Annotated in this window: 18 protein-coding genes; 16 read left to right on the forward strand and 2 right to left on the reverse strand. The window is 48.7% G+C overall.

All coding sequences use genetic code 11. The features are described 5' to 3' along the window. Window positions 1-158 precede the first annotated feature (158 nt). From E5336_RS08070 to E5336_RS08080, 3 genes are read left to right on the forward strand one after another with little or no spacing between them, the layout of a single operon-like run. The gene (locus tag E5336_RS08070) at window positions 159-1,619 is read left to right on the forward strand and encodes a DUF1846 domain-containing protein (RefSeq protein WP_135980610.1); all 1,461 of its coding nucleotides are present in this window, start codon (window positions 159-161) and stop codon (window positions 1,617-1,619) included. Window positions 1,620-1,625: 6 nt separating this feature from the next. Beyond that, window positions 1,626-1,910: a hypothetical protein gene (locus E5336_RS08075; protein ID WP_135980611.1), complete on the forward strand. Its 285-nt coding sequence runs from the start codon at window positions 1,626-1,628 to the stop codon at window positions 1,908-1,910. A gap of 2 nt (window positions 1,911-1,912) precedes the next feature. After that, a complete protein-coding gene (locus E5336_RS08080; protein WP_135980612.1) occupies window positions 1,913-2,209 on the forward strand; it encodes a hypothetical protein in 297 nt (98 codons plus the stop codon). Between the two features lie 24 nt (window positions 2,210-2,233). On the opposite strand, the gene E5336_RS08085 is transcribed toward E5336_RS08080, so the two are convergent. Further along, window positions 2,234-3,748, reverse strand: coding sequence for an NAD(P)H-hydrate dehydratase (locus tag E5336_RS08085; RefSeq protein WP_135980613.1), 1,515 nt, complete (start codon window positions 3,746-3,748; stop codon window positions 2,234-2,236). Next, a complete protein-coding gene (locus E5336_RS08090; protein ID WP_135980614.1) occupies window positions 3,738-4,019 on the reverse strand; it encodes a Dabb family protein in 282 nt (93 codons plus the stop codon). The genes E5336_RS08085 and E5336_RS08090 overlap by 11 nt, the downstream gene beginning before the upstream one ends. A 141-nt stretch (window positions 4,020-4,160) precedes the next feature. Between E5336_RS08090 and E5336_RS08095 the strand changes: the two genes are divergently transcribed. From E5336_RS08095 to metK, 13 genes are all read left to right on the forward strand, one after another. Next, entirely contained in the window at window positions 4,161-4,661 is a 501-nt protein-coding gene (locus E5336_RS08095) for a signal peptidase I (RefSeq protein WP_168353611.1), read from the forward strand. Window positions 4,662-4,743: 82 nt separating this feature from the next. Continuing rightward, window positions 4,744-6,360, forward strand: coding sequence for an oligosaccharide flippase family protein (locus E5336_RS08100; RefSeq protein ID WP_135980616.1), 1,617 nt, complete (start codon window positions 4,744-4,746; stop codon window positions 6,358-6,360). A 2-nt stretch (window positions 6,361-6,362) separates the two neighbouring features. Then, window positions 6,363-8,210, forward strand: coding sequence for a tRNA uridine-5-carboxymethylaminomethyl(34) synthesis enzyme MnmG (gene mnmG / locus E5336_RS08105; RefSeq protein WP_135980617.1), 1,848 nt, complete (start codon window positions 6,363-6,365; stop codon window positions 8,208-8,210). 63 nt (window positions 8,211-8,273) lie between these two features. Further along, window positions 8,274-8,567, forward strand: a complete 294-nt coding sequence (locus E5336_RS08110) for an FtsB family cell division protein (RefSeq protein WP_135980618.1) — start codon at window positions 8,274-8,276, stop codon at window positions 8,565-8,567. After that, a complete protein-coding gene (locus tag E5336_RS08115; RefSeq protein ID WP_135980619.1) occupies window positions 8,564-9,076 on the forward strand; it encodes a hypothetical protein in 513 nt (170 codons plus the stop codon). The genes E5336_RS08110 and E5336_RS08115 overlap by 4 nt, the downstream gene beginning before the upstream one ends. 95 nt (window positions 9,077-9,171) lie before the next feature. Beyond that, window positions 9,172-9,639, forward strand: a complete 468-nt coding sequence (locus tag E5336_RS08120) for a winged helix-turn-helix domain-containing protein (RefSeq protein ID WP_168353612.1) — start codon at window positions 9,172-9,174, stop codon at window positions 9,637-9,639. Between the two features lie 98 nt (window positions 9,640-9,737). Continuing rightward, entirely contained in the window at window positions 9,738-12,146 is a 2,409-nt protein-coding gene (locus tag E5336_RS08125) for a glycogen/starch/alpha-glucan phosphorylase (protein ID WP_135980621.1), read from the forward strand. A gap of 85 nt (window positions 12,147-12,231) precedes the next feature. Next, window positions 12,232-13,365 (forward strand): 1-deoxy-D-xylulose-5-phosphate reductoisomerase, encoded by a 1,134-nt coding sequence (gene dxr / locus E5336_RS08130; RefSeq protein ID WP_135980622.1) that lies wholly within the window; start codon window positions 12,232-12,234, stop codon window positions 13,363-13,365. 56 nt (window positions 13,366-13,421) lie between these two features. Continuing rightward, entirely contained in the window at window positions 13,422-14,810 is a 1,389-nt protein-coding gene (locus E5336_RS08135) for a hypothetical protein (RefSeq protein WP_135980623.1), read from the forward strand. A gap of 203 nt (window positions 14,811-15,013) precedes the next feature. Further along, window positions 15,014-16,420: a PHP domain-containing protein gene (locus E5336_RS08140; protein WP_370278769.1), complete on the forward strand. Its 1,407-nt coding sequence runs from the start codon at window positions 15,014-15,016 to the stop codon at window positions 16,418-16,420. Between the two features lie 14 nt (window positions 16,421-16,434). Next, window positions 16,435-18,405, forward strand: a complete 1,971-nt coding sequence (gene metG, locus E5336_RS08145; RefSeq protein WP_135980625.1) for a methionine--tRNA ligase — start codon at window positions 16,435-16,437, stop codon at window positions 18,403-18,405. Further along, the gene (locus E5336_RS08150; protein ID WP_135980626.1) at window positions 18,405-18,596 is read left to right on the forward strand and encodes a hypothetical protein; all 192 of its coding nucleotides are present in this window, start codon (window positions 18,405-18,407) and stop codon (window positions 18,594-18,596) included. The genes metG and E5336_RS08150 overlap by 1 nt, the downstream gene beginning before the upstream one ends. A gap of 183 nt (window positions 18,597-18,779) precedes the next feature. After that, window positions 18,780-19,874, forward strand: coding sequence for a methionine adenosyltransferase (gene metK, locus E5336_RS08155; RefSeq protein ID WP_135980627.1), 1,095 nt, complete (start codon window positions 18,780-18,782; stop codon window positions 19,872-19,874). The last annotated feature ends 168 nt before the right edge of the window (window positions 19,875-20,042 follow it).

Here is a 20,042-nt window from a genome sequence, read left to right on the forward strand (position 1 = left end):
GGAAAGAGAAAGAAGGCGTGTTTCTGGTTTTGAGAGATCGAACGACCACCTTGCCACTGGCGAGGTTTTTTTGTTTTCGTCTTTTGGAATCTATAAAAAATATACTGGCTTCCTTCCAGAGAACAATGTTATAATCTGAAAAGCAAAGGGGTAATAATGTGAAAATTGGATTTAACAATGAAAAGTATTTAACCATGCAATCCCAGCATATTCGGGAACGAATCGAACAGTTTGACGATAAATTGTATTTGGAATTTGGCGGGAAGCTCTTTGATGATTACCATGCAAGCCGGGTTCTCCCGGGATTTGCGCCGGACAGTAAGCTTCAAATGCTTTTACAATTAAAAGATCAAGCTGAAATTGTGATTGCTATCAATGCCAACCATTTGCATGACAACAAAATGCGTTCGGATTTGCGAATCAGCTATGATGAGGAAGTGTTGCGGCTTATTGATGAATTTACTTGTATTGGCTTGTACGTGGGATCTGTTGTCATTACCCGTTATTCTGGTCAACGGGAAGCCAAACAGCTGGAAACAAAATTAAAACGCCGGAAAATACCTGTGTATCGCCACTATTCGATTGATGGCTATCCAACGAATACGAAGAAAATTATTTCAAAGGAAGGCTTTGGCAAAAACGACTACATCAAAACGAGCCGTCCGCTTGTTGTCGTGACGGCGCCAGGACCGGGCAGCGGGAAAATGGCGACTTGCCTTTCTCAGCTCTATCATGAAAACTGTCACGGGGTAAAAGCGGGGTACGCAAAATTTGAAACTTTTCCGATTTGGAATTTATCGCTCAACCATCCGGTGAACATCGCTTATGAAGCGGCGACAGCCGATTTGAACGATGTGAATATGATTGATCCGTTTCACTTGTCGGCTTACAACGAAATCACGGTGAATTATAATCGGGATATTGAGATTTTCCCCGTTCTTCAACATATGTTTGAAGAAATTTACGGAATGAGTCCGTATAAGTCACCCACAGATATGGGAGTAAATATGGCCGGACTCTGCATTTCAGACGATGAAGCGTGCCGTTACGCTTCAAATCAGGAAATTATTCGTCGCTATTTCGCGACGAAAACACGGTACGTCAATGACCAGTGTTCGGAAGAGGAACTAAAGAAACAAGAGCTTTTGATGCAGCAAGCCCGTATTACGCCAATGGATCGCCCTTGCGTAAAGGCGGCTTATGAAAAAGAGAAAAGTTCAAAGACGTTTTCCGGGGCCATCGAGCTGGAAGACGGTGCGATTGTCACCGGGAAAACCAGTGATTTTATGGGACCTTGCGCGGCGATTGTGATGAATGCCATTAAATATTTGGCCAATATTCCCGATGAGGAAATCCTGATTGACGTCGAGTCCTTCAGCCCGATTCAAACGTTGAAAACAGCTTATCTTGGAAGCGTCAATCCGCGACTGCATACCAATGAAATGCTCATTGCCCTTTCGCTTAGTGCGCGAACAAATCCCAATGCCCGAAAAGCGCTGGAACAGCTGTCGGCTTTAAAAAACACCCAGGCTCACATCACTTCGCGGGTATCCAATGTGGATTTATCGCTATTTACAAGCCTCGGCATTCAGATCACATACGAGGCACAGAAAGGATAGACGATTATGGCAAAACCACTACCATTATCCGGTGTCGGCGTTGTACGAATCATTCTCAAAAACAAGGATGCTTTTCAGTGCAATTTACGCTCCAAAGAAACGCAAGGAGAGCGAACAAGCTATTTATTCGACGTTTTTTATGAAAACGCAGCCGGAACGTTGAATATCGCGGTGGAAAAAGACGAAATTGTGCTTGCCGCGCTGAATCTTTCACTTGGCAAAGTCACGAATTTGAACAACGACGCTAATTTGAAAAAACTTTGCAAGTATGTACTTGAGAAAGCGGCGTAGGAATGAAAGCGATTCTTTACGTTGTAGTCAAAGGCTCTCTTCAAGATGTTCGTGCGATTCAGGAAATTCTTAAAAAGCGAATATCCGATATCTCGTTTTCGCCCGATCGCGAGCAGCCAAGTTTGAACGACTGTATCGAGTTTTACGCGTCTTTTCAAATCGAAAAAGACCAGTTGCCTGCCCTTGAGTGTTTTTTAAACAACGATTGGACAGGTGATTCTGGCGATTTGGAGAGCTACGGGTTCAATACGAAGATGTTTGATTCCCGGGTATATTATTTACGTCTGCAATACGATTAAAAAGCGATCAAATTTCGATCGCTTTTATTTTATGAATTGTTCGAAAACAAAATCTAAATTTTGAATGAGGTCCAGCGCCGTAAAACTAACCGGATTTGCTGCTTGCTTCGCCGCCATGGAATGCACGAGAACACCGAATTGCGCAGCCAGGAAAGGATCTTTGATCCATCCGGAAAGGCCGGTCACAATTCCGGCGAGGACGTCACCCGAGCCTCCTTTGGAAAGCGCGCTGTTTGGCGAAAACAAAACAGAAAGCTGATTTCGATAACCGATGATTGTCGCGCACGACTTCAAAACTAAGACACAATTCGGATGCGCGGCGCAAAACGAAGTCACCGCTTTGTAAGGACGTGTTTTGATTTCCTGCATCGAAAGACCGGTCAAGTCGCTCATTTCCTTGATATGCGGCGTCAAAATGACGGGAGCTTCCCGATCGAGCCAGAATGGATGCTGTCCCGCTGAAGCGATCGCGTCCGCGTCAATCACGACGGTGGCGTCGGAACTAAGAGCAGTCTGAAGCAACGCGTCTGTGGAAGGGCTTTTCCCCATTCCGTTGCCAATGCACAAAACATCAAATCGGGAAAGAATCGGCTGAAGCTGTTGGTATGCGGTCAGAGAAAAGCCATCTTTCGACGCTTCGGCGCCAATCGTCATGATCAGGCTCGAGCGGGTTTGCAAAATCGTCTGAATCGAGTCCGGAACGAATACGCTAAGCAAGCCAATTCCACTATGAAAGCAAGCCGAAGAAGCCATGGAAACGGCGCCAGGCATTTGCGGACTGCCGCCAATCATCAGAGCCCGGCCAAAAGCCCCTTTGTGCTGAAATGGGCTCCGCTTTGGGATTTTTTGGCAAAGGGATGACTTTGAGAGCCACTTGGCTTCTTTCTCATGCAAAACACTTGGAATTCCTATCGGCACACGGTGGAGCATCCCGCAATAAGGGGCGCCCTCCGGGCTGATTTCTCCCCATTTGACGCAATCGAGCGCAAAGGTATGCGCCGCTTTCACCGCAATACCTTGTGCAATCCCCGTATTCCCGTCAAGACCACTTGGAATATCGATAGAAAAAACCGGGCGGCCCGAGGCGTTGATGGCAGCGATCGTTTCGTACCATTGTCCGTGAATTGCCCGGGAAAGCCCCGAGCCGAAAATCGCGTCGACAATGTAGTCGCACGAATGAAGCAACGGTTCCAACGAACAAGCGGATAAGGGGCAAGCCTCGATCGCCAGTTTTTGCACAATATGGAGCTGGACCTTCTCATCCGAAGACATTTGATTTGAATCGGGCAGGACGATTTTTACAAAAAAACCGCGTTCCGAAAGCAGGCGGGCAATCGCCAAGCCATCGGCTCCATTGTTTCCCGGCCCGCAGACAATCAAACCTGTATCGTTTGGATGGATGTGGCTTTGCATGCGTTCGACACAGCCAAGGGCGGCGCGCTCCATCAAAACGAGGGAGGGAATCCCATAGTCGCAAATGGCTTTTTGATCTGCCAATCTGGCTTGTTCGGACGTGCAAATCGGGATGCTATTCCACATCAATCGTTACCGAGTGATCCATATAGGGCGCGAATTCTTTTTTGACAGTCACATGAAACGGATCGTTGGCGTAGCGTTCCAAATCCTGACGCTGGAGTTCGACTTCCAGGAGAACGTCATAGCTTCGCTCAGAATCTAGAAAATCCTCTCCGACAAAAAAAGAATCGGCATACGGAATGGTCTTTGTCGTCATTTTTTTTAAGATCGCGGCGACGGCTTGTTGATTTTCAAGGGTACGATCTTTGAGTTTAATTAAAACAATGTGTTTCATAGTTTCTCTCTCCTTTTTATTTATTGTATTTTCAACGAGATAAAGAATCAAGAAATAGAACGATGATAAGGAAAGAAAAGCGCTAGTTGTCAATCCAGGACAATGATGGTATCGTAATTTTCGTAAAGGGGATAGATGAAGATGAGAAAATCGGAAGAAAAACAAAAAAGGCTCGGATGGATTCGCGGGTTAGGAAACGGTTTGCTGGCGATCGTCATTTTATGCGGACTGGCGATGGTCGTTCCCGGTTTGTTTCGCATAGAAATGTTTAATGTCGTCAGTGGCAGCATGGCGCCGCAAATACCGGTTGGCAGCTTGATTGGCGTACGTTATGAAGCGCCGGAAACTTTGCAGCCCGGGGATGTGATCGCGTTTTTGCATCGCGATTCGGTCGTCACGCACCGTGTGGTCGCAAATGAAAAACAAAACCACGAGCTGATCACAAAGGGGGATGCCAACGCGCAGGAAGACATGGAGCCCGTGGCGTATACGGATCTCATTGGCAAAGTTCGTTTCCATGTTCCTGTGCTTGGCGCTTTGTTTGGCTGGTTTAGTCAAATGGAGGGAAAAATCTTTCTGATCGCGTTAGGGACGATAGGCGCGTTGCTGAGCATGGTTCCTTTTGGCAACAATCGAAATTAAAATGTCTGGTCTGCCGGACATTTTTTGTTTCTCATGTGGGAGAAAAAAGAGTATGGTATAATGGGAAGCTGAAGGAGTATCTATGCAAAAAGAAAATGTAAAAAAATCAATTATATATAGTGGATTGATTGGAACCGGCGGTTATTTTTTCGCGAAGCTTATCAGCCTTTTTTATGTCAGTCCGCTCAATTCCATTTTGGATTCAGCGCAATATACAAACTTTTATGGAACGGCGTACACTTTCTATTCCTATTTTTTAAATATATTTAGCGCTGGTTTCCCATTTGCGGTTGCCACGCTCGTTGCCAAATACACGACGCGTGGGGACGCGAAGACCATTCTGCTCATCAAACGGATCTCGATTTCCTTTTTATCTTTGACGGGATTTATCGGAATGGTCACTATGATGCTCATTTCCTATCCGCTCGCCCATGTCATTAGCGATGGAAACGACGTGAAAACGATGCAGACCGTTCTTTGTATTTTGAGCATCGCTTTATTTCTCGTGCCGGTTTTGTCCGCTTTCCGTGGTTTTGTGCAAGGACGGAAAGAAATCGAAGAATACGCGTTTTCACAAACGTTTGAGCAAATTTTCCGTGTTGGATTTTTGTTGAGTGTTTCCTGCCTTTGCGTGTATGTGCTAGGCATGGAACGGAAATGGGCTTTGTATGCCTCTGTTTCCAGTACGGTCGTGGCGGCGATTGCCGGATTGGCGCAAATTATCGCGTTCGATAAAAAAAAGATGCCGGCCATCCAGCAGCAGGCGAAAATGCAAAAAACCAAAGCGGTACCGGCAAAAAAACTATTTCGGGAATTCATTTTGCTCGCGATCCCGTACTTTGTTGTGGCGGTTCTTGGCTATAGTGACTCGCTCTACAATTCTTTGCTGCTTCCAATCGGATTGCAGTTAAAAGGATACGGGGAACAATACGATTTGATTTTAGCCGGGTTTAACTTTTCCGGTACGAAAATTATCGCGATTCCAATGATTTTGGCGCCGGGTTTTACAGCCGCGCTCATTCCGCACATCACAGTGGCGTTAGAAAACCGAAATATGAAGCTTGTGCGAAGCAATGTGCTGGATTGCCTGAATATCATTTTGTACATTGGTTTTATGCTTTCTTTTTGTATTTTCGTGTATGCGGGACCGATTAACTACGTCATGTTTTCCAGCGCGGATCTTGAACTGTCCACGTCGATTTTAAAGTGGCTGGCGGTTGAAGCGTTTACCGGAACGATTTTACCGGTGATTACCAATTTGATGATGGCGCTTGGTTTGCAGCGGCACGTTTTGAAACGGCTCCTCTACTATACGATTATCAAAGGCGTGCTCATGGTGCCGCTGATGTGGCTTGTCGGATATCCTGGCGCGATCCTTTCCTCGTTGATTGGCGCGACGTATTTGATTTATTCGAATTTGAAAGAGGCGAGCCGTGTATACCAAATCAAGTTTAAAGGATTGATTCACAAGTTTATTCTTGAGATTCTCGCTTGTTTTTTGTTGTGGGGAACCGCGTCGGTTTTGAATTGGATCGGACTGGACGGAACCGAAGGATCCCGCTGGCTTTGTTTTGTGAAACTGGCAATCAACGGATTGATTGCCGTCGGCGTGTATGGCGCGTTTACGGCGCTGATGCAAATTCCGCAAACGGTATTCCACTTGGATTTGAATGCGCATTTTGTTAGAAAGAAGGCTTAAACATGTACGATGTGATTGTTGTCGGAGGAGGCCACGCGGGCATTGAGGCAGCCATGGCGGCTGCCCGGATGAAAAAAAAGACCGCGCTCGTTACGATGGATCTCGATATGGTCGGATCCATGCCCTGCAATCCGAGTGTTGGCGGACCGGCGAAAGGAATCGTTGTTCGTGAAATCGACGCGTTAGGCGGAATCATGCCTGTTGCCGCGGATCGAACCGCCCTCCAGTTTAAGATGCTGAATACGACAAAAGGGCCGGGTGTTTGGTCGCTACGCGTGCAAAGCGATAAAATCGCATACAAGCGATTCATGAAAGAAGCGCTTCTCCAGCAGGAAAACTTGGATATCCTCGAAAAAGGAGCGGCCCGCGTCTGGATCGAGGAAGGAAAAGCGAAAGGAATCGAGTGTGTCGACGGGACGGTTATTCCATCGAAAACAGTGGTGCTGACTTCGGGAACTTATATGACTTCCAGTGTTTTGCGCGGTCATACCGCGACGAAGAGCGGACCGGAAGAGCAGCCGACAATCGACTCGTTATCGGAGAGTCTGCGCGAAGCCGGGATCCGAACCTTCCGGTTAAAGACAGGAACCCCATGCCGGGTAAAAAAAGAAACGATTGATTTTTCCAAAGGAGAAGAGCAGCCGGGAACGGACGCCTTTTTGCGGTTTTCTGAAACGACGCGGCCGGAAGATGTTTTGCCTTTCTCTGAACAGGAGATATGCCATTTGATTTACACCGCGCCGGAAACGCACGAAATCATTTTAAATCATTTGGAAGACTCGGCGATGTATTCGGGACTTGTCAAAGGCGTGGGACCCCGGTATTGCCCGAGCATTGAAGACAAGCTTGTTCGCTTTGCCGACAAACCGCGCCATCAGCTTTTTCTCGAACCCGAGTCAAAAGAGCTGGATACGATTTACATTCAAGGCTTTTCGACTTCCATGCCTTGCGAAGTCCAGGAAAAGATGGTGCATTCTTTGCCGGGTCTGGAACATTGCGTCATTGAAAAATACGCGTACGCGATCGAATACGACGCGATTGATCCACTGCAAATGAAGCCTTCGCTCGAAAGCAAAGTCGTGGAAAACTTGTTTACCGCCGGGCAAGTGAACGGAACGAGCGGCTATGAGGAGGCGGCCGGACAAGGATTGATCGCGGGAGCGAACGCGGCGTTGAAGGTGGCGGGACAGGAGCCTTTGGTTTTGCGGCGTGACGAAGCGTATATCGGAGTCATGATTGACGATTTAAGTACAAAAGGCACCAATGAGCCGTATCGGCTTTTAACGTCGAGAGCCGAATACCGGTTGCTGCTTCGGCATGATAACGCCGATCAGCGACTGCTGGCAAAGGCGCATGCGGTTGGCTTGGTTTCGGATGCCCGCTATGAGAAGTTTCAGGAAAAAATGGCAAAGATCGACGCGGCGAAAAAAGCATTGGCCGAAACGCATATCAAGCCGGATGCGGCGATCAATGCACGGCTGGCCGGGCTGGGCTACGATCCGCTTCGGCATGGATGCTCCGCTCTGGAACTATTAAAACGGCCGAAAATCACGCTTTCGCTGCTGGAGGCGATCACGGCAGACCATTATGATGAGGAAGTGGCAACCGCGGTGGAAATCGACACGAAATACGCGGGCTATATTGAAAAAGCCCGTCGGGACGCGGCGCACATGCAGGCCATGGAAGCCAAAAAGCTTCCGCAGGATCTCGAGTATTCAAAAATGGACAACTTGTCTTTGGAGGCGCGGCAAAAGCTGGACGCGATTCGCCCGCTGACTTTGGGACAGGCTTCGCGGATTTCCGGAATCAATCCAAGCGACATCGCCATTTTGGCAATGTATATCAAATGATGGTATACTATAAAAAACAGATGAGGGAGTGGAGTGATGAAACAGGTAAAAAAGAGAAAAAAAATGTCGAGATTCAAGCGATATTTCATTTCATGCGCTTTGTTGGCTGTTTCGTTCAGTCTTATTTACTTTGGAAGCCAGGAGATTCAGACGACGTTCGCATTGAAAAGCGAAATTCGAAACAACTTGAAAGAATCCGCCAAGCTGGATGATGAAAAAAAGGAACTGGAAACGACAAAAAAGAACCTTTCCAATCCCGATTACGTAGAGTACATCGCCAGAGGAAAATACTTAGTGAGCCGGGAAGGAGAGCAAGTTTTTAAATTTCCAAGCATCGACTTGCAGGAAGAAGAATGAGTTTCGATTATTCCATGTACGAGTGGCGGAAATACAAACAGTATTACACCGAGAAGGAAGATGGATCCATCGAGTTTGCGGCCGGCACGCCATCCCACGTGCGGGAGAGTTACGCGCGCTATGTCCACCAGCAGCAGTCCATGAAGGATTTTGCCACCCGTCGCGATCTCGACCGGAAAAAAGGCACTTTTGATTTTGGGATCGGGCGAAAGAAAAAGGAAAAAGGGAACCCTTCCAGCCTCGTTTCCTTTCAGGAGGCGGTCAATCAAAACGAGTCGCTTGAAAAAAACTGGTTTGATTTGAATGTGATTCATGTTGACGAACGCGGAAACGCCCATGTTGGCATGGAGCACTTCGACGGTTTTTTGATTCGCTACGAGGAAGCAATCGTGCAAGGCAGAAAAGCCGCGCTCATCGGGCTAAAAAACGAGGACCGGTTCGTTTCGATCGTAACCTTAAATCCGGCGGGGAAAATTATCCAGATCCAGGATTTTGTATCAAAAGCGTGATTGTGCGCTTTTTTTGTTTTTATTTTTAATCCAATGGCTTGCATATAAATATATCCATGCGTATCATTGAAATCATAAACAAGGAGAAAAACAAAATGGAAGAACAAGAGAAAAAGATTCCTAAATATTTAGTGATTCCATGGAATACTTCTTTATGTCGTAATGTCACACAGCAATACCCAAACGGAAATATCGAGAAGTGGCAAATCAACGACCAGCGGATCTTCGTCTTTTTTTTGGAAATCGAAGAACCCATCGTTTTATTTCGGAGCGCGGATCTGCTGATCAATTTGAATACCCGACAAGTGTGGCGCGAAGGAGTGGAGCTATCCATCAAGCGCGAAGGGTTTTCCTTGCTAAGACGGCTGGTTCTGGATTATCGCTTAACAAAATCCCGCGAGGAATTGATGATGATTACCAAACGCGGTGCGATGGATAACGCGCTGTCGCATTGCGTGAGCCGGCTCAGAAAAGCGTTAGGGACGTATAGGGGACAGCCCTATATTGACACGGTGACGGGCGTAGGATACCGCTGGCACTTTCCCGTTGTCAAAATTGAATAAATATTTCTTCTTTTCCTTCTTTTTTTTCGATGAATCTTGGGGAAAATGTTTGATTTATGGGATTCTCTTGGTATAATTTAACGACAGGAGGGAATTTTATGTCGAATTTTAGTTCGAAAGAAAAGTTTGTCGAAAGCTTTAAACTGGCAGTATCTGAGCAATATGGTCGGGATTTTGAAGACACGTATCCAGTGGAGCGGTATGTCGTATTGGGGGAGATGATTCGCGACTACGCCGGCATTCATTGGAAAGAGACGAAGAATGCGATCAAGAAATCGCATACCAAACAGCTCTATTATTTTTCTATGGAGTTTTTGATGGGACGGTTGCTGACGAGCAACTTAATGAATCTCGGACTTTATGATGTGGTAAAGGACGGATTGGAAGAATGCGGATTGAGTATTAACGAACTGGAGGAAATGGAAAGCGATGCCGGACTGGGAAACGGTGGACTGGGACGTCTTGCCGCCTGCTTCCTGGATTCGCTGGCTTCTTTGGATCTGGCGGGGAATGGAAACTGTATTCGTTACCGCTACGGTTTGTTTAAGCAGAAAATCGAAAACTTCCGTCAAGTCGAGTTGCCGGATTGCTGGCTGAAAAACGGAAACGTTTGGGAGATCTGGAAACCGCAACACGCCGTGCAAGTCAAGTTTGGCGGCAAGATCGACGCGTACATGGATTATAATGGGAAATTCCACATGGAGTACGCGCCGGATTTTGTCGTGCGGGCCGTTCCGTATGACGAGCCGATCGTGGGATATCATACAAAGACCACGAACACTTTGCGCTTATGGGATGCCGAAGTCGACGAAGACTCGGTACAGTCCGGAAATTTAAGCAAGTATTTGAATGACGTACTGGCGCTGACGACCAACGTCTATCCGGACGATTCCACAACGGATGGAAAAAAACTGCGATTAAAACAAGAGTACTTTTTTGTGTGCGCGGGCATCAACCAAATCATTGAATCGCATTTGCGCGTGTACCCAAGCCTGGACAACTTACCGGAAAAAGTGGCAATTCAGCTGAACGACACGCATCCGGTTCTTGTGATTCCGGAACTGATGCGTGTACTGATGGACGACTACAACTACGACTGGGATCCAGCGTGGGATATCGTACGCCGGACCGTGGCGTATACCAATCACACCGTCATGGCGGAAGCGTTGGAGAAATGGCCGCAAGATATGATGCGGGAGCTTTTGCCGCGCGTATATATGATCATCGAGGAAATCGACCGCCGGTTCCGCTATGAGATCGAGCATCAGGGAAAAGGCTATTTGGCTTCGCAAGTCGGCATTTTAAAAGACAATCAGGTCCATATGGCTCACTTGGCGATCGTGGGCAGCCACAGCGTCAACGGGGTGGCCAAGATCCATACGCAGATTTTGATTGACGATGTCATGAGCGCGTTCGCCGGGTTGTATCCGGGACGTTTCAATAATAAAACCAACGGGGTCACGCATCGCCGGTGGCTGCTGTACTCCAACCCGCAGCTGGCGCGGTTGATCGAGGACACGATCGGGGACGGCTTTATCAAGGATCCGGAACAGCTGACCAGACTTATGGTGCATGTGGACGATCCTCGTCTTCAGGAGCGCTTTATGCAAGTGAAACGGGAGCGCAAGGAAATACTGGCTAAATACGTCAAAGATACGCTGAATATCGACATTGATATTGACTCGATTTTCGACTGCCAGGCGAAGCGTTTGCATGCCTACAAGCGTCAGCTGCTCAACATTTTCCACATCATGCATTTGTACTTGCGGATGAAAAAAGATCCGAATTTCCGAATTTATCCGAGAACGTTCTTCTTCTCGGCCAAGGCGGCGCCAAGCTACGCGTTGGCAAAGGAAATTATTAAGCTGATCAACATGGTCGCGGACAAAGTCAACAACGACCCGGAAATTTCCCGGTTCATGAAAGTGGTGTTCATTCCGAATTATTCGGTTTCCGTGGCCGAGATCTTGTTGAACGCCGCCGATGTCAGCGAGCAAATCTCGACCGCCGGCAAAGAGGCGAGCGGAACCGGAAACATGAAATATATGATGAACGGGGCGCTGACTCTAGGTACGCTGGATGGCGCAAATGTGGAAATCGTAGAGCAAGTCGGTTACGACAACGCGGAAATCTTTGGCCTCCACGTGGAAGATATCAACGAATTGCGGAAGGAAAACTCCTACAATGTTTGGAATCTCTACAACAACAACGCCAATATCCGCGAGGTAATCGAGAGCCTCAAAAACAACACATGGTCGAACGATCCAAACGAGTTCCAGCAAATTTACAACGATTTGATGCTTCGCAACGACGAGTTCTTCGTTTTGGCGGACTTCGAAGCGTATATTTACGCGCAGTCCCTTGTGCAGCAGATGTATGAGGATCGCTCGCGCTGGGCGCGGATGATGCTGGTCAATATCGCGAAATCCGGTTATTTCTCCAGCGATCGGACGATTCGGGAATACGCCAATGAAATCTGGGGATTGACTCCAATTCCATTCGACTAAAACAATCCTTTGAGAGGAACGACAAGTTCCTCTTTTTTTGCGTCGAATTGACGTATAATAAAATCAAAAAACAAAGGAGATCACTATGAAAAAAATATTATTGCTGGGGGCGACGGGGTCCATCGGGCAGCAGACCATCGACGTCATCGAGCAGCACCCCGATTTATTTGAACTCGTAGGTGTCAGCGCCGGAACGAGCGAAGCAGCGCTTCACGATATCGTCGCCCGCCATCCGGGCATTCAAGTGGTTGGAATGGCGGTCGCGCCCGAAACGGCGTTCGAAGGAAAAAAAACATTTGTCGGAGAGGACAATATGACAGAGTGCATTCAGAACTGCGATTACGACTTGCTGGTGAACGCGACCGTTGGATTTCGAGGGTTGAAGCCGACGCTCGCCTCGCTCAACAAAGGCGTCGACGTGGCGCTGGCCAACAAGGAAAGTCTAGTCGCGGGCGGCGCGCTCGTACGCAAGACACTGGAGGAAACCAAGACCAGGTTGTATCCAATCGACTCGGAGCATAGCGCAATCTTTCAATGCCTGCAAGGCAATACGACGCGGGAGGTGTCCCGTCTGATTATTACGGCTTCCGGCGGCAGCTTCCGGGATCTCGACCGCAGCCAGCTGCGCGATGTAAGCGTCGAGCAGGCGCTGGCCCATCCAAATTGGAATATGGGAAAACGGATCACGATTGACAGCGCAACGATGGTCAACAAAGGCTTTGAGGTCATCGAAGCCCATTATTTGTTTGACTTGCCTTTTTCGCAAATCGACGTCGTTCTCCACGCGGAAAGCATTGTGCACTCGATGGTTGAATTTGCGGATCACGCCGTGATGGCACAGCTTGGAAGCGCGGATATGCGTTTGCCAATCCAGTACGCGCTGGCTTATCCGCAACGACTCGATCTCCAAGAGGAAAAGCCGCTGGATATGACGAAAACGAGGGATCTTCACTTTCGGCAAATGGACGAGGCGCGCTTTCCGATGCTGCGCGTCGCCTACGAGGCGGGCGAAAAGGAAGGCAACGCCGGAGCGATTTTCAATGGTGCCGACGAACAAGCCGTGGAAATGTTTTTGCGCGGGAAAATCGGATTTCTTGACATTGAAACGAGCATCCAAAAAGCGCTGGAGCACGTCGAATACATACAGGATCCGGATTATGAGCAGCTGGCGCAAAGCGACTACAAAGCGCGGGAATTTGTGAAAAACTATTGGAGCTAGCAATCTGATTTAAATCTTGATACAATGAAGTGTGTGCGCAGAAAGGATGTGAGCGTATGAACAAACGATTGTGGATCACCATGGCCGGCACGATGCTTGGAATGGGCACCGTCACCGCCGGGATGCCGATAACGGCTCAGGAAACTTTGACAACAGTCGTCGTGCAAGATCCGACCGTCATCACAACGGCCGATCAGTTTATCGACACTTATTGTTCGATCCAGATCCAGCAACTTGATCCGGTGACGAAAGCCGTCATCATGGATCCTGCCACCGCAAAACCGAAAACGACCCCGCAGCTCATCACAGGGGTAGATGAAACCAATTATACGATCGTGCTGGAGGGCGCGGGAAAACTACCTGCGTTTTCCGCCGCTTTTCAGCAAGATGTCAAAACGAAGTTTGGCGAACGGATCGCGCAGGCGAAAGCCAATCCGGGTCTGGGCGTCATTACGCTGACAACCTATGACGACCTGGTGGCTGCCGCCAATCAGGTCAAGGCGAAAATCGACGAGGAAAACGCGAAAAAGGAACAAGAGGCAGCCGCGACGGTGAACCCGCAGCCTACGCCGGAACCGACGCCGATTCCGGAACAACCGGCTGAAAATCCGACGCCGGAACAGCCAGTCGATCCGACTCCGGTCCAGCCTGCTCCACAGGCTCCGGCTGAGCAACCGCAGACACCAGCGGAAGAACAGCCTGGTCCACTTGAGCAACCGGCGCCTGCGCCGACCCCGGAGCAGCCGGCTGAAAATCCGGATTTGCCATCTGTCGAGAAAACTGAGCCAGACGAGGAGACACTCGAGACGCCGGAAGATCCGGTTGAGCAGCCAACCGCTTTCCAGCCGATGACGCTCGCTTTCGTGAGCGAGAACGCCGAACCGGCTTTTGGTGCCGAGCCAAAAACTTCCTTGCTGGCGCAAGCCGCTTTCGAACCGGAAGTGCAGCCGCAGCAAGAGCTCGTTTTACCGACAGCCGCAGCGCCGGTTTTGCCGGTCGAAGCCGCGCCGCAGGTAGCGCAGCCGGCCGAAACGACCGTGGCGAAAAACGAAGCGGTATCGAAAACAGAAGAGCCGACGCCCAAGTCGTCGAGCGCTGCGGATGAATTTATCGCCACGTATGCCAGCGAGAGCGGAATGATGTATCGAAGCGCGACTGGCGCCAATTACACCAAAATCATTTCCGGTTTGTCTTCCTGGAATAAATTGAGCCGTTCGGATAAAGAGGCGGTCAATACCAAGCTACAAAACGCAGGCGGAAAGTCGTATCAGAAGCTGCTGCAGGAAGCGCAGTCGATCCAGTTTGCGACGCCGGCTGTCACACCGGGGCGTCTTGTTCCGCGAATCAACACCGCGACGACGACCCATGCCGGTCTTTACGGTTTGCTTTGTGGTCTGGCGAGCGCTGTGCTTGGCTATTTGTTCACAAAACGAAAAGAATTCTAAAGAGAGTCGTATGACTCTTTTTTTCGTTCGTTATTTTTTATATAATAAAAGATAGCAGAAAGGTTTGTGAAGAAATGAACTCAATCAAACAATATATTGGGCTAATGCTGAAAAGAGCCCAGCTATACCGTAACGGCGGATATAAAAACGCAAAACCTCTCACGCGAACTGTTGAAGATTATCAAGCGCATTTTTTCGCTTTTTTGATCGATGTGAATATTTGTCTTCTTCCTGTCTATATTTGGGTTATTGAGTTTTTGCTCATTTTATGCGGGTTGATCCCGCCCCATTTTTTTGATTTGCTGTTTTACTTAATGTACGCGTTGCTGTTTGTCACGTGTGTGATCCTTCTTTCGGTCGTTACGGCCCGCTTTCAAGGGCAGACGATTGGATATTCCCTGATGGGATTGCGCCTGGTGGGCCGGAACAAGCGGGAAGCTTCGCCTTTGACGCTCATCATGCGGCAGGTTTTCGGCTTTGGCGTGCCGACAATGGTGCTTGGCTTTTTCTTTAAGACGACCGGTATGGTTGGATGGTGGGCGCTCAACGGATTGTGCGCGCTGGCCATGCCAAACCAGCAGACGATCTTCGATCTCGTTTTCAAGCTGATTTTAGTCCGCGATCCGGAAACGAACATCGAGATTCGGGAGAAAGCGGAAGCCGAGCCGGCGAAGGAGAGAAAACCCGCAGTCAAAAAACAAAAAGAGGAGCTGGACGTTTCGCCGATCGACTTGCACATTCGCTCCAATTACAGCGACGACGGCTACTACGACGTGGAGGAGATTTTCAAGCAGGCGAAAAAACTGGGACTGGAAACGATTTCGATTACCGACCATAACTGCGCCCGCGTCAACGCGGCCGCTCCGCGATTCGCGAAACTGTACGACATCCAGTACATTCCAGGCGTGGAATTTGATTGTCAGTACAATGGCGAGCGGCTTCGTATTTTGGGCTACTACATTGACTGGAATCAGGAAATCTTCAACGTTTTGGAGCAGGAATCGTTGCGTCGCGAAAAGGAAATGTCGATTGAACGGGTGAAGAAGTTCGAACAGTATTCGGGCATCGTCATCGACCTCGATTCCCTGATGTCCAATTCCCGGTTCCAGACGATTACCGCGCAGCAAATCACGGAGATGGTTTTCCGGAATCGGCAAACGCGGAAACTACCGTTTGTGACAAAATATTTGGATCGCTGCGCCAACGAGAAAGAGGCGATGGCCCGTTTTAAAAACGACGTGTTCGGTAAAAGCGGTTCATGCTTCGTGGAAGGAAAATATCCTTCCGCTGAAGAAATCATCGACGCGATCCACGACGCCAACGGCATCGCGATCTTGTCCAGCTGGCATTTGGACTACATCGACGACCACACGATCGAGGAGCTGATCGGATTGGGTCTGGATGGAATCGAGTGCTTCTCGCCGGCGATTCAAAAACAGACGATGACCGCGTTGCTGCGGCTTGTTCAAAAAAATAAACTATTCGTTTCCGCCGGAAGCGATTTCCACGGCCCGAACCGGCCTGGACGCGATCTGGGCGTAACGAACTGCCCGGATAAAGGTCTTGCGCTCGTTCGCATCTTTACCAAAGCGGCGGACATGACAAAGTAGAGAGGAGTTCCTTTATGAGTACAAAAGAACCTTATTATTTAACTACGGCCATTGCTTACACATCTGGCCGTCCCCACATTGGAAATACGTATGAAATCATTCTTTCGGATGCGATCGCGCGATTCAAACGGGCCCAGGGATACGACGTGTTTTTTCAAACCGGTACCGACGAGCACGGAATCAAGATCGAGGAAAAAGCGAAAGAAGCGGGAATCACGCCGCAGCAGTTTGTCGACGACGTGGCGGGAACGATTCGCGCCAACTGGGATTTGATGAACACAAGCTATGATTATTTCATCCGGACCAGCGACGAAGACCATGTCAAAGCGGTCCAGAAGATTTTCAAGCGGTTTTACGAGCAAGGCGACATTTATAAAGACGAATACGAAGGCTGGTACTGCACCCCTTGCGAATCGTTTTGGACTGAAAGCCAGCTTGTGGACGGGAAGTGTCCGGATTGCGGCAGACCCGTTCAAAAAGCCAAAGAGGAGGCGTATTTCTTCAATATGCAGAAATACGCGGACCGGCTCATTCAATACATTGAGGAGCATCCGGATTTCATTCAGCCGGAATCGCGCAAAAACGAAATGCTGAACAACTTTTTGCGTCCGGGACTTCAAGATCTTTGCGTATCCAGAACGTCCTTTACATGGGGCGTGCCGGTCGACTTCGATCCGAAACACGTGATTTACGTTTGGGTCGACGCGTTGAGCAACTATATCACAAGTCTTGGATACGACGCGCAAGCCGAGGAACAGTCGGACCAGTTCAAAAAATACTGGCCGGCGACGCACATTATCGGAAAGGATATTTTGCGCTTCCACACGATTTACTGGCCAATCTTTTTGATGGCGCTGGATTTGCCGCTGCCAAAGAAAGTCTTCGGTCATCCTTGGCTGTTGTTTGGCGATGGCAAAATGTCAAAATCGAAAGGCAATGTCATGTACGCCGAAGAGCTCGTTCGCTATTTTGGCGTCGACGCGGTACGCTATTACTGCCTGCATGAGATGCCGTTTGCCAACGACGGAACGATTACGTGGGAATTGCTTATTGAGCGGATCAATTCGGATTTGGCCAATATTTTAGGCAATCTGGTTTCCCGCACGATTTCCATGGTGAACAAGTATTTTGACGGGGAAATTACCAACCCGAAAGTTTACGATCCGGTGGATGAGGGGCTTATTTCGACCGCTCTGGAAACGAAGGAAAAAGTCGAAGAAAAGATGGAAGACCTGCAAGTGGGCGCCGCTTTGGATGAAATATTCAAACTGCTTCGCCGGACCAATAAGTATATTGATGAAACGTCGCCTTGGGTCTTGGCGAAAAACGAAGAGGATCGCGCGCGGCTGGCGACGGTATTGTACAATTTGCTGGAGTCGATTCGAATCGCGGCGGTGTTGCTGGAAAGCTTCCTGCCGGAAACGAGCGAAAAGATTTTGGACATGCTCAATACCGGGCAGCGGTCGCTGGAATCGACTGAGTCGTTTGGCCATTTGGAAACCGGCGGCCATGTCGTGAAGAAAGCGCCAGTCTTATTCGCCCGTATTGATGAAAAGGAATTTTTCGAACAGCTTGAAAAAGATCAGGCCAAAGAAAAGAAAGCGAAAGAAAAAGCCGAGAAAAAAGACGCCAAAGTCGAACCGGTCGCCAATGAAAAGAAGCCTGAAATCACGATTGACGACTTCGCGAAGGTCGAGCTGAAAGTCGGCACGATTATCGAATGCAAGCCGCACCCGAAGGCGGACCGTTTGCTCGTGGAGCAAATCGACTTGGGCGACGAAGTGCGGCAAGTGGTGAGCGGAATCGCCGAACACTACAAGCCGGAAGAGCTTGTGGGAAAACAAGTGATCGTCGTCACCAATTTGAAGCCTGTCAAGCTGAGGGGAGTCGAATCGCAAGGCATGCTGCTTTGCGCGGCCAACGACAAGGATCTTAGCTTTGTCAGTGTGGCCAAAGACATGCCAAATGGCACGACTGTTCGCTAATGAGCGATGAAATGAAAGTCCTGTTCCGCCAGCTGCAGCTGGCGGGGCTTGGAATCGTGATCGGCGCGGTTGGCTTGCTGGCGGATCGAATGCCGATTTTCTATATCGGGATTGGCGTTCTTTTGCTGGGAATCGCCCGTTTTGTGATGCTGAAAAAATATATCCGCGATTTGAACGAGAAAAAGGATTGAAAATCCGGGCGGATTTTGTTTAAATAAAGGCACAATTTGATCAATTATCAAGAGATGAGGTAGAGAGTTAGCTCGGCGACCTCACACCAACCTGATGCAAATTAAGGTGGTCCTGCTAACACCGATAAGAAGTACCGTTCTTTGACGCATGCTTCCGGGCATGCGTTTTTTACAGGAGGAAACATGAAAAACTATATTTTTACAAGTGAAAGTGTAACGGAAGGCCATCCAGACAAGATTTGCGATCAAATCGCGGATGCCATTCTTGACGAAGCCCTCGCCCAGGATCCCGATTCCAACATGGCGGTGGAGGCGACAATCAAAGATGATTTCGTGCTCGTGTATGGCGAGGCCAACACAAAAGCGAAAATTGATTATGAAAAAATCGCGCTGGATACAATCAAAAAAATCGGGTACGACGAGGATTACTACGTGACCGTCGTTGTGAACGAGCAGTCTCCGGAAATTCACAACGCCGTCAACAAGGAGGAAATTTGCGCGGGCGACCAAGGTATCATGTTTGGCTACGCTTGCGACGAGACACCAGAATTCATGCCGATGCCAATTTACTACGCGCATCAGCTGGCGATGCAGCTGGCCAAGGTTCGTCGAAACAATCCGCTTTTGAAACCGGACGGAAAGACCCAGGTCTCGGTGGAATACGTGGACGACGAGCCAAAGCGAATCGACACGATCGTGGTTTCGACGCAGCACGACGCGTCGCTAAGTCAGGAAGAAATCAAAAAGCTTGTGATGGAAGAGGTCATCGCGCCCGTCGTCGACGCGAAATGGCTGGATGAAAACACCAAATATTTTATCAATCCTTCGGGAAGCTTCGTGGTAGGCGGAAGCTTTGGCGATTCCGGAACGACGGGACGAAAAATCGTTTGCGACACGTATGGCGGACGCGGACGGATTGGCGGTGGCTGCTTCTCGTCAAAAGATCCAACCAAGGTGGATCGTTCGGCAGCGTACTATTGCCGGTACGTCGCGAAAAGTATTGTCGCTTCCGGCTTGGCGAAACGGGCGGAAGTGCAAGTGTCGTACGCGATTGGAAAAAACGAGCCAATCAGTATTTGCGTCGACACGTTTGGAACCGGTAAACTAAGCGATGAAAAGCTGCTGGAGGTCGTGGAGAAAAACTTTAATTTCAACGTCGACAACATTTTAAAGGAGCTGGACTTGCGCAAGCCGATTTACAAAAAGACAAGCTGCTATGGACATTTCGGGGATCCGCAATTTACCTGGGAGCAAACCAAGGCGCTGAAGACCGAATAACAACGGAAATCGAGAGAACCTTTTTCGCTTTTTTGGCGGGAAATCAATAAAAAAAGATTTTAAATCGGGAAACAAAAAACAAAATTTTGGTTTTATCCCGATTTTTTTTTGTTTTAGTCAGGCAATTTAAAAGCAATTTGCACGTTGAAAATTTATAATAAAGATATT

Origin of the sequence: Dubosiella muris (assembly GCF_004793885.1) — a bacterium.
GTDB classification, from domain to species: Bacteria; Bacillota_I; Bacilli_A; order Erysipelotrichales; family Erysipelotrichaceae; genus Dubosiella; species Dubosiella muris.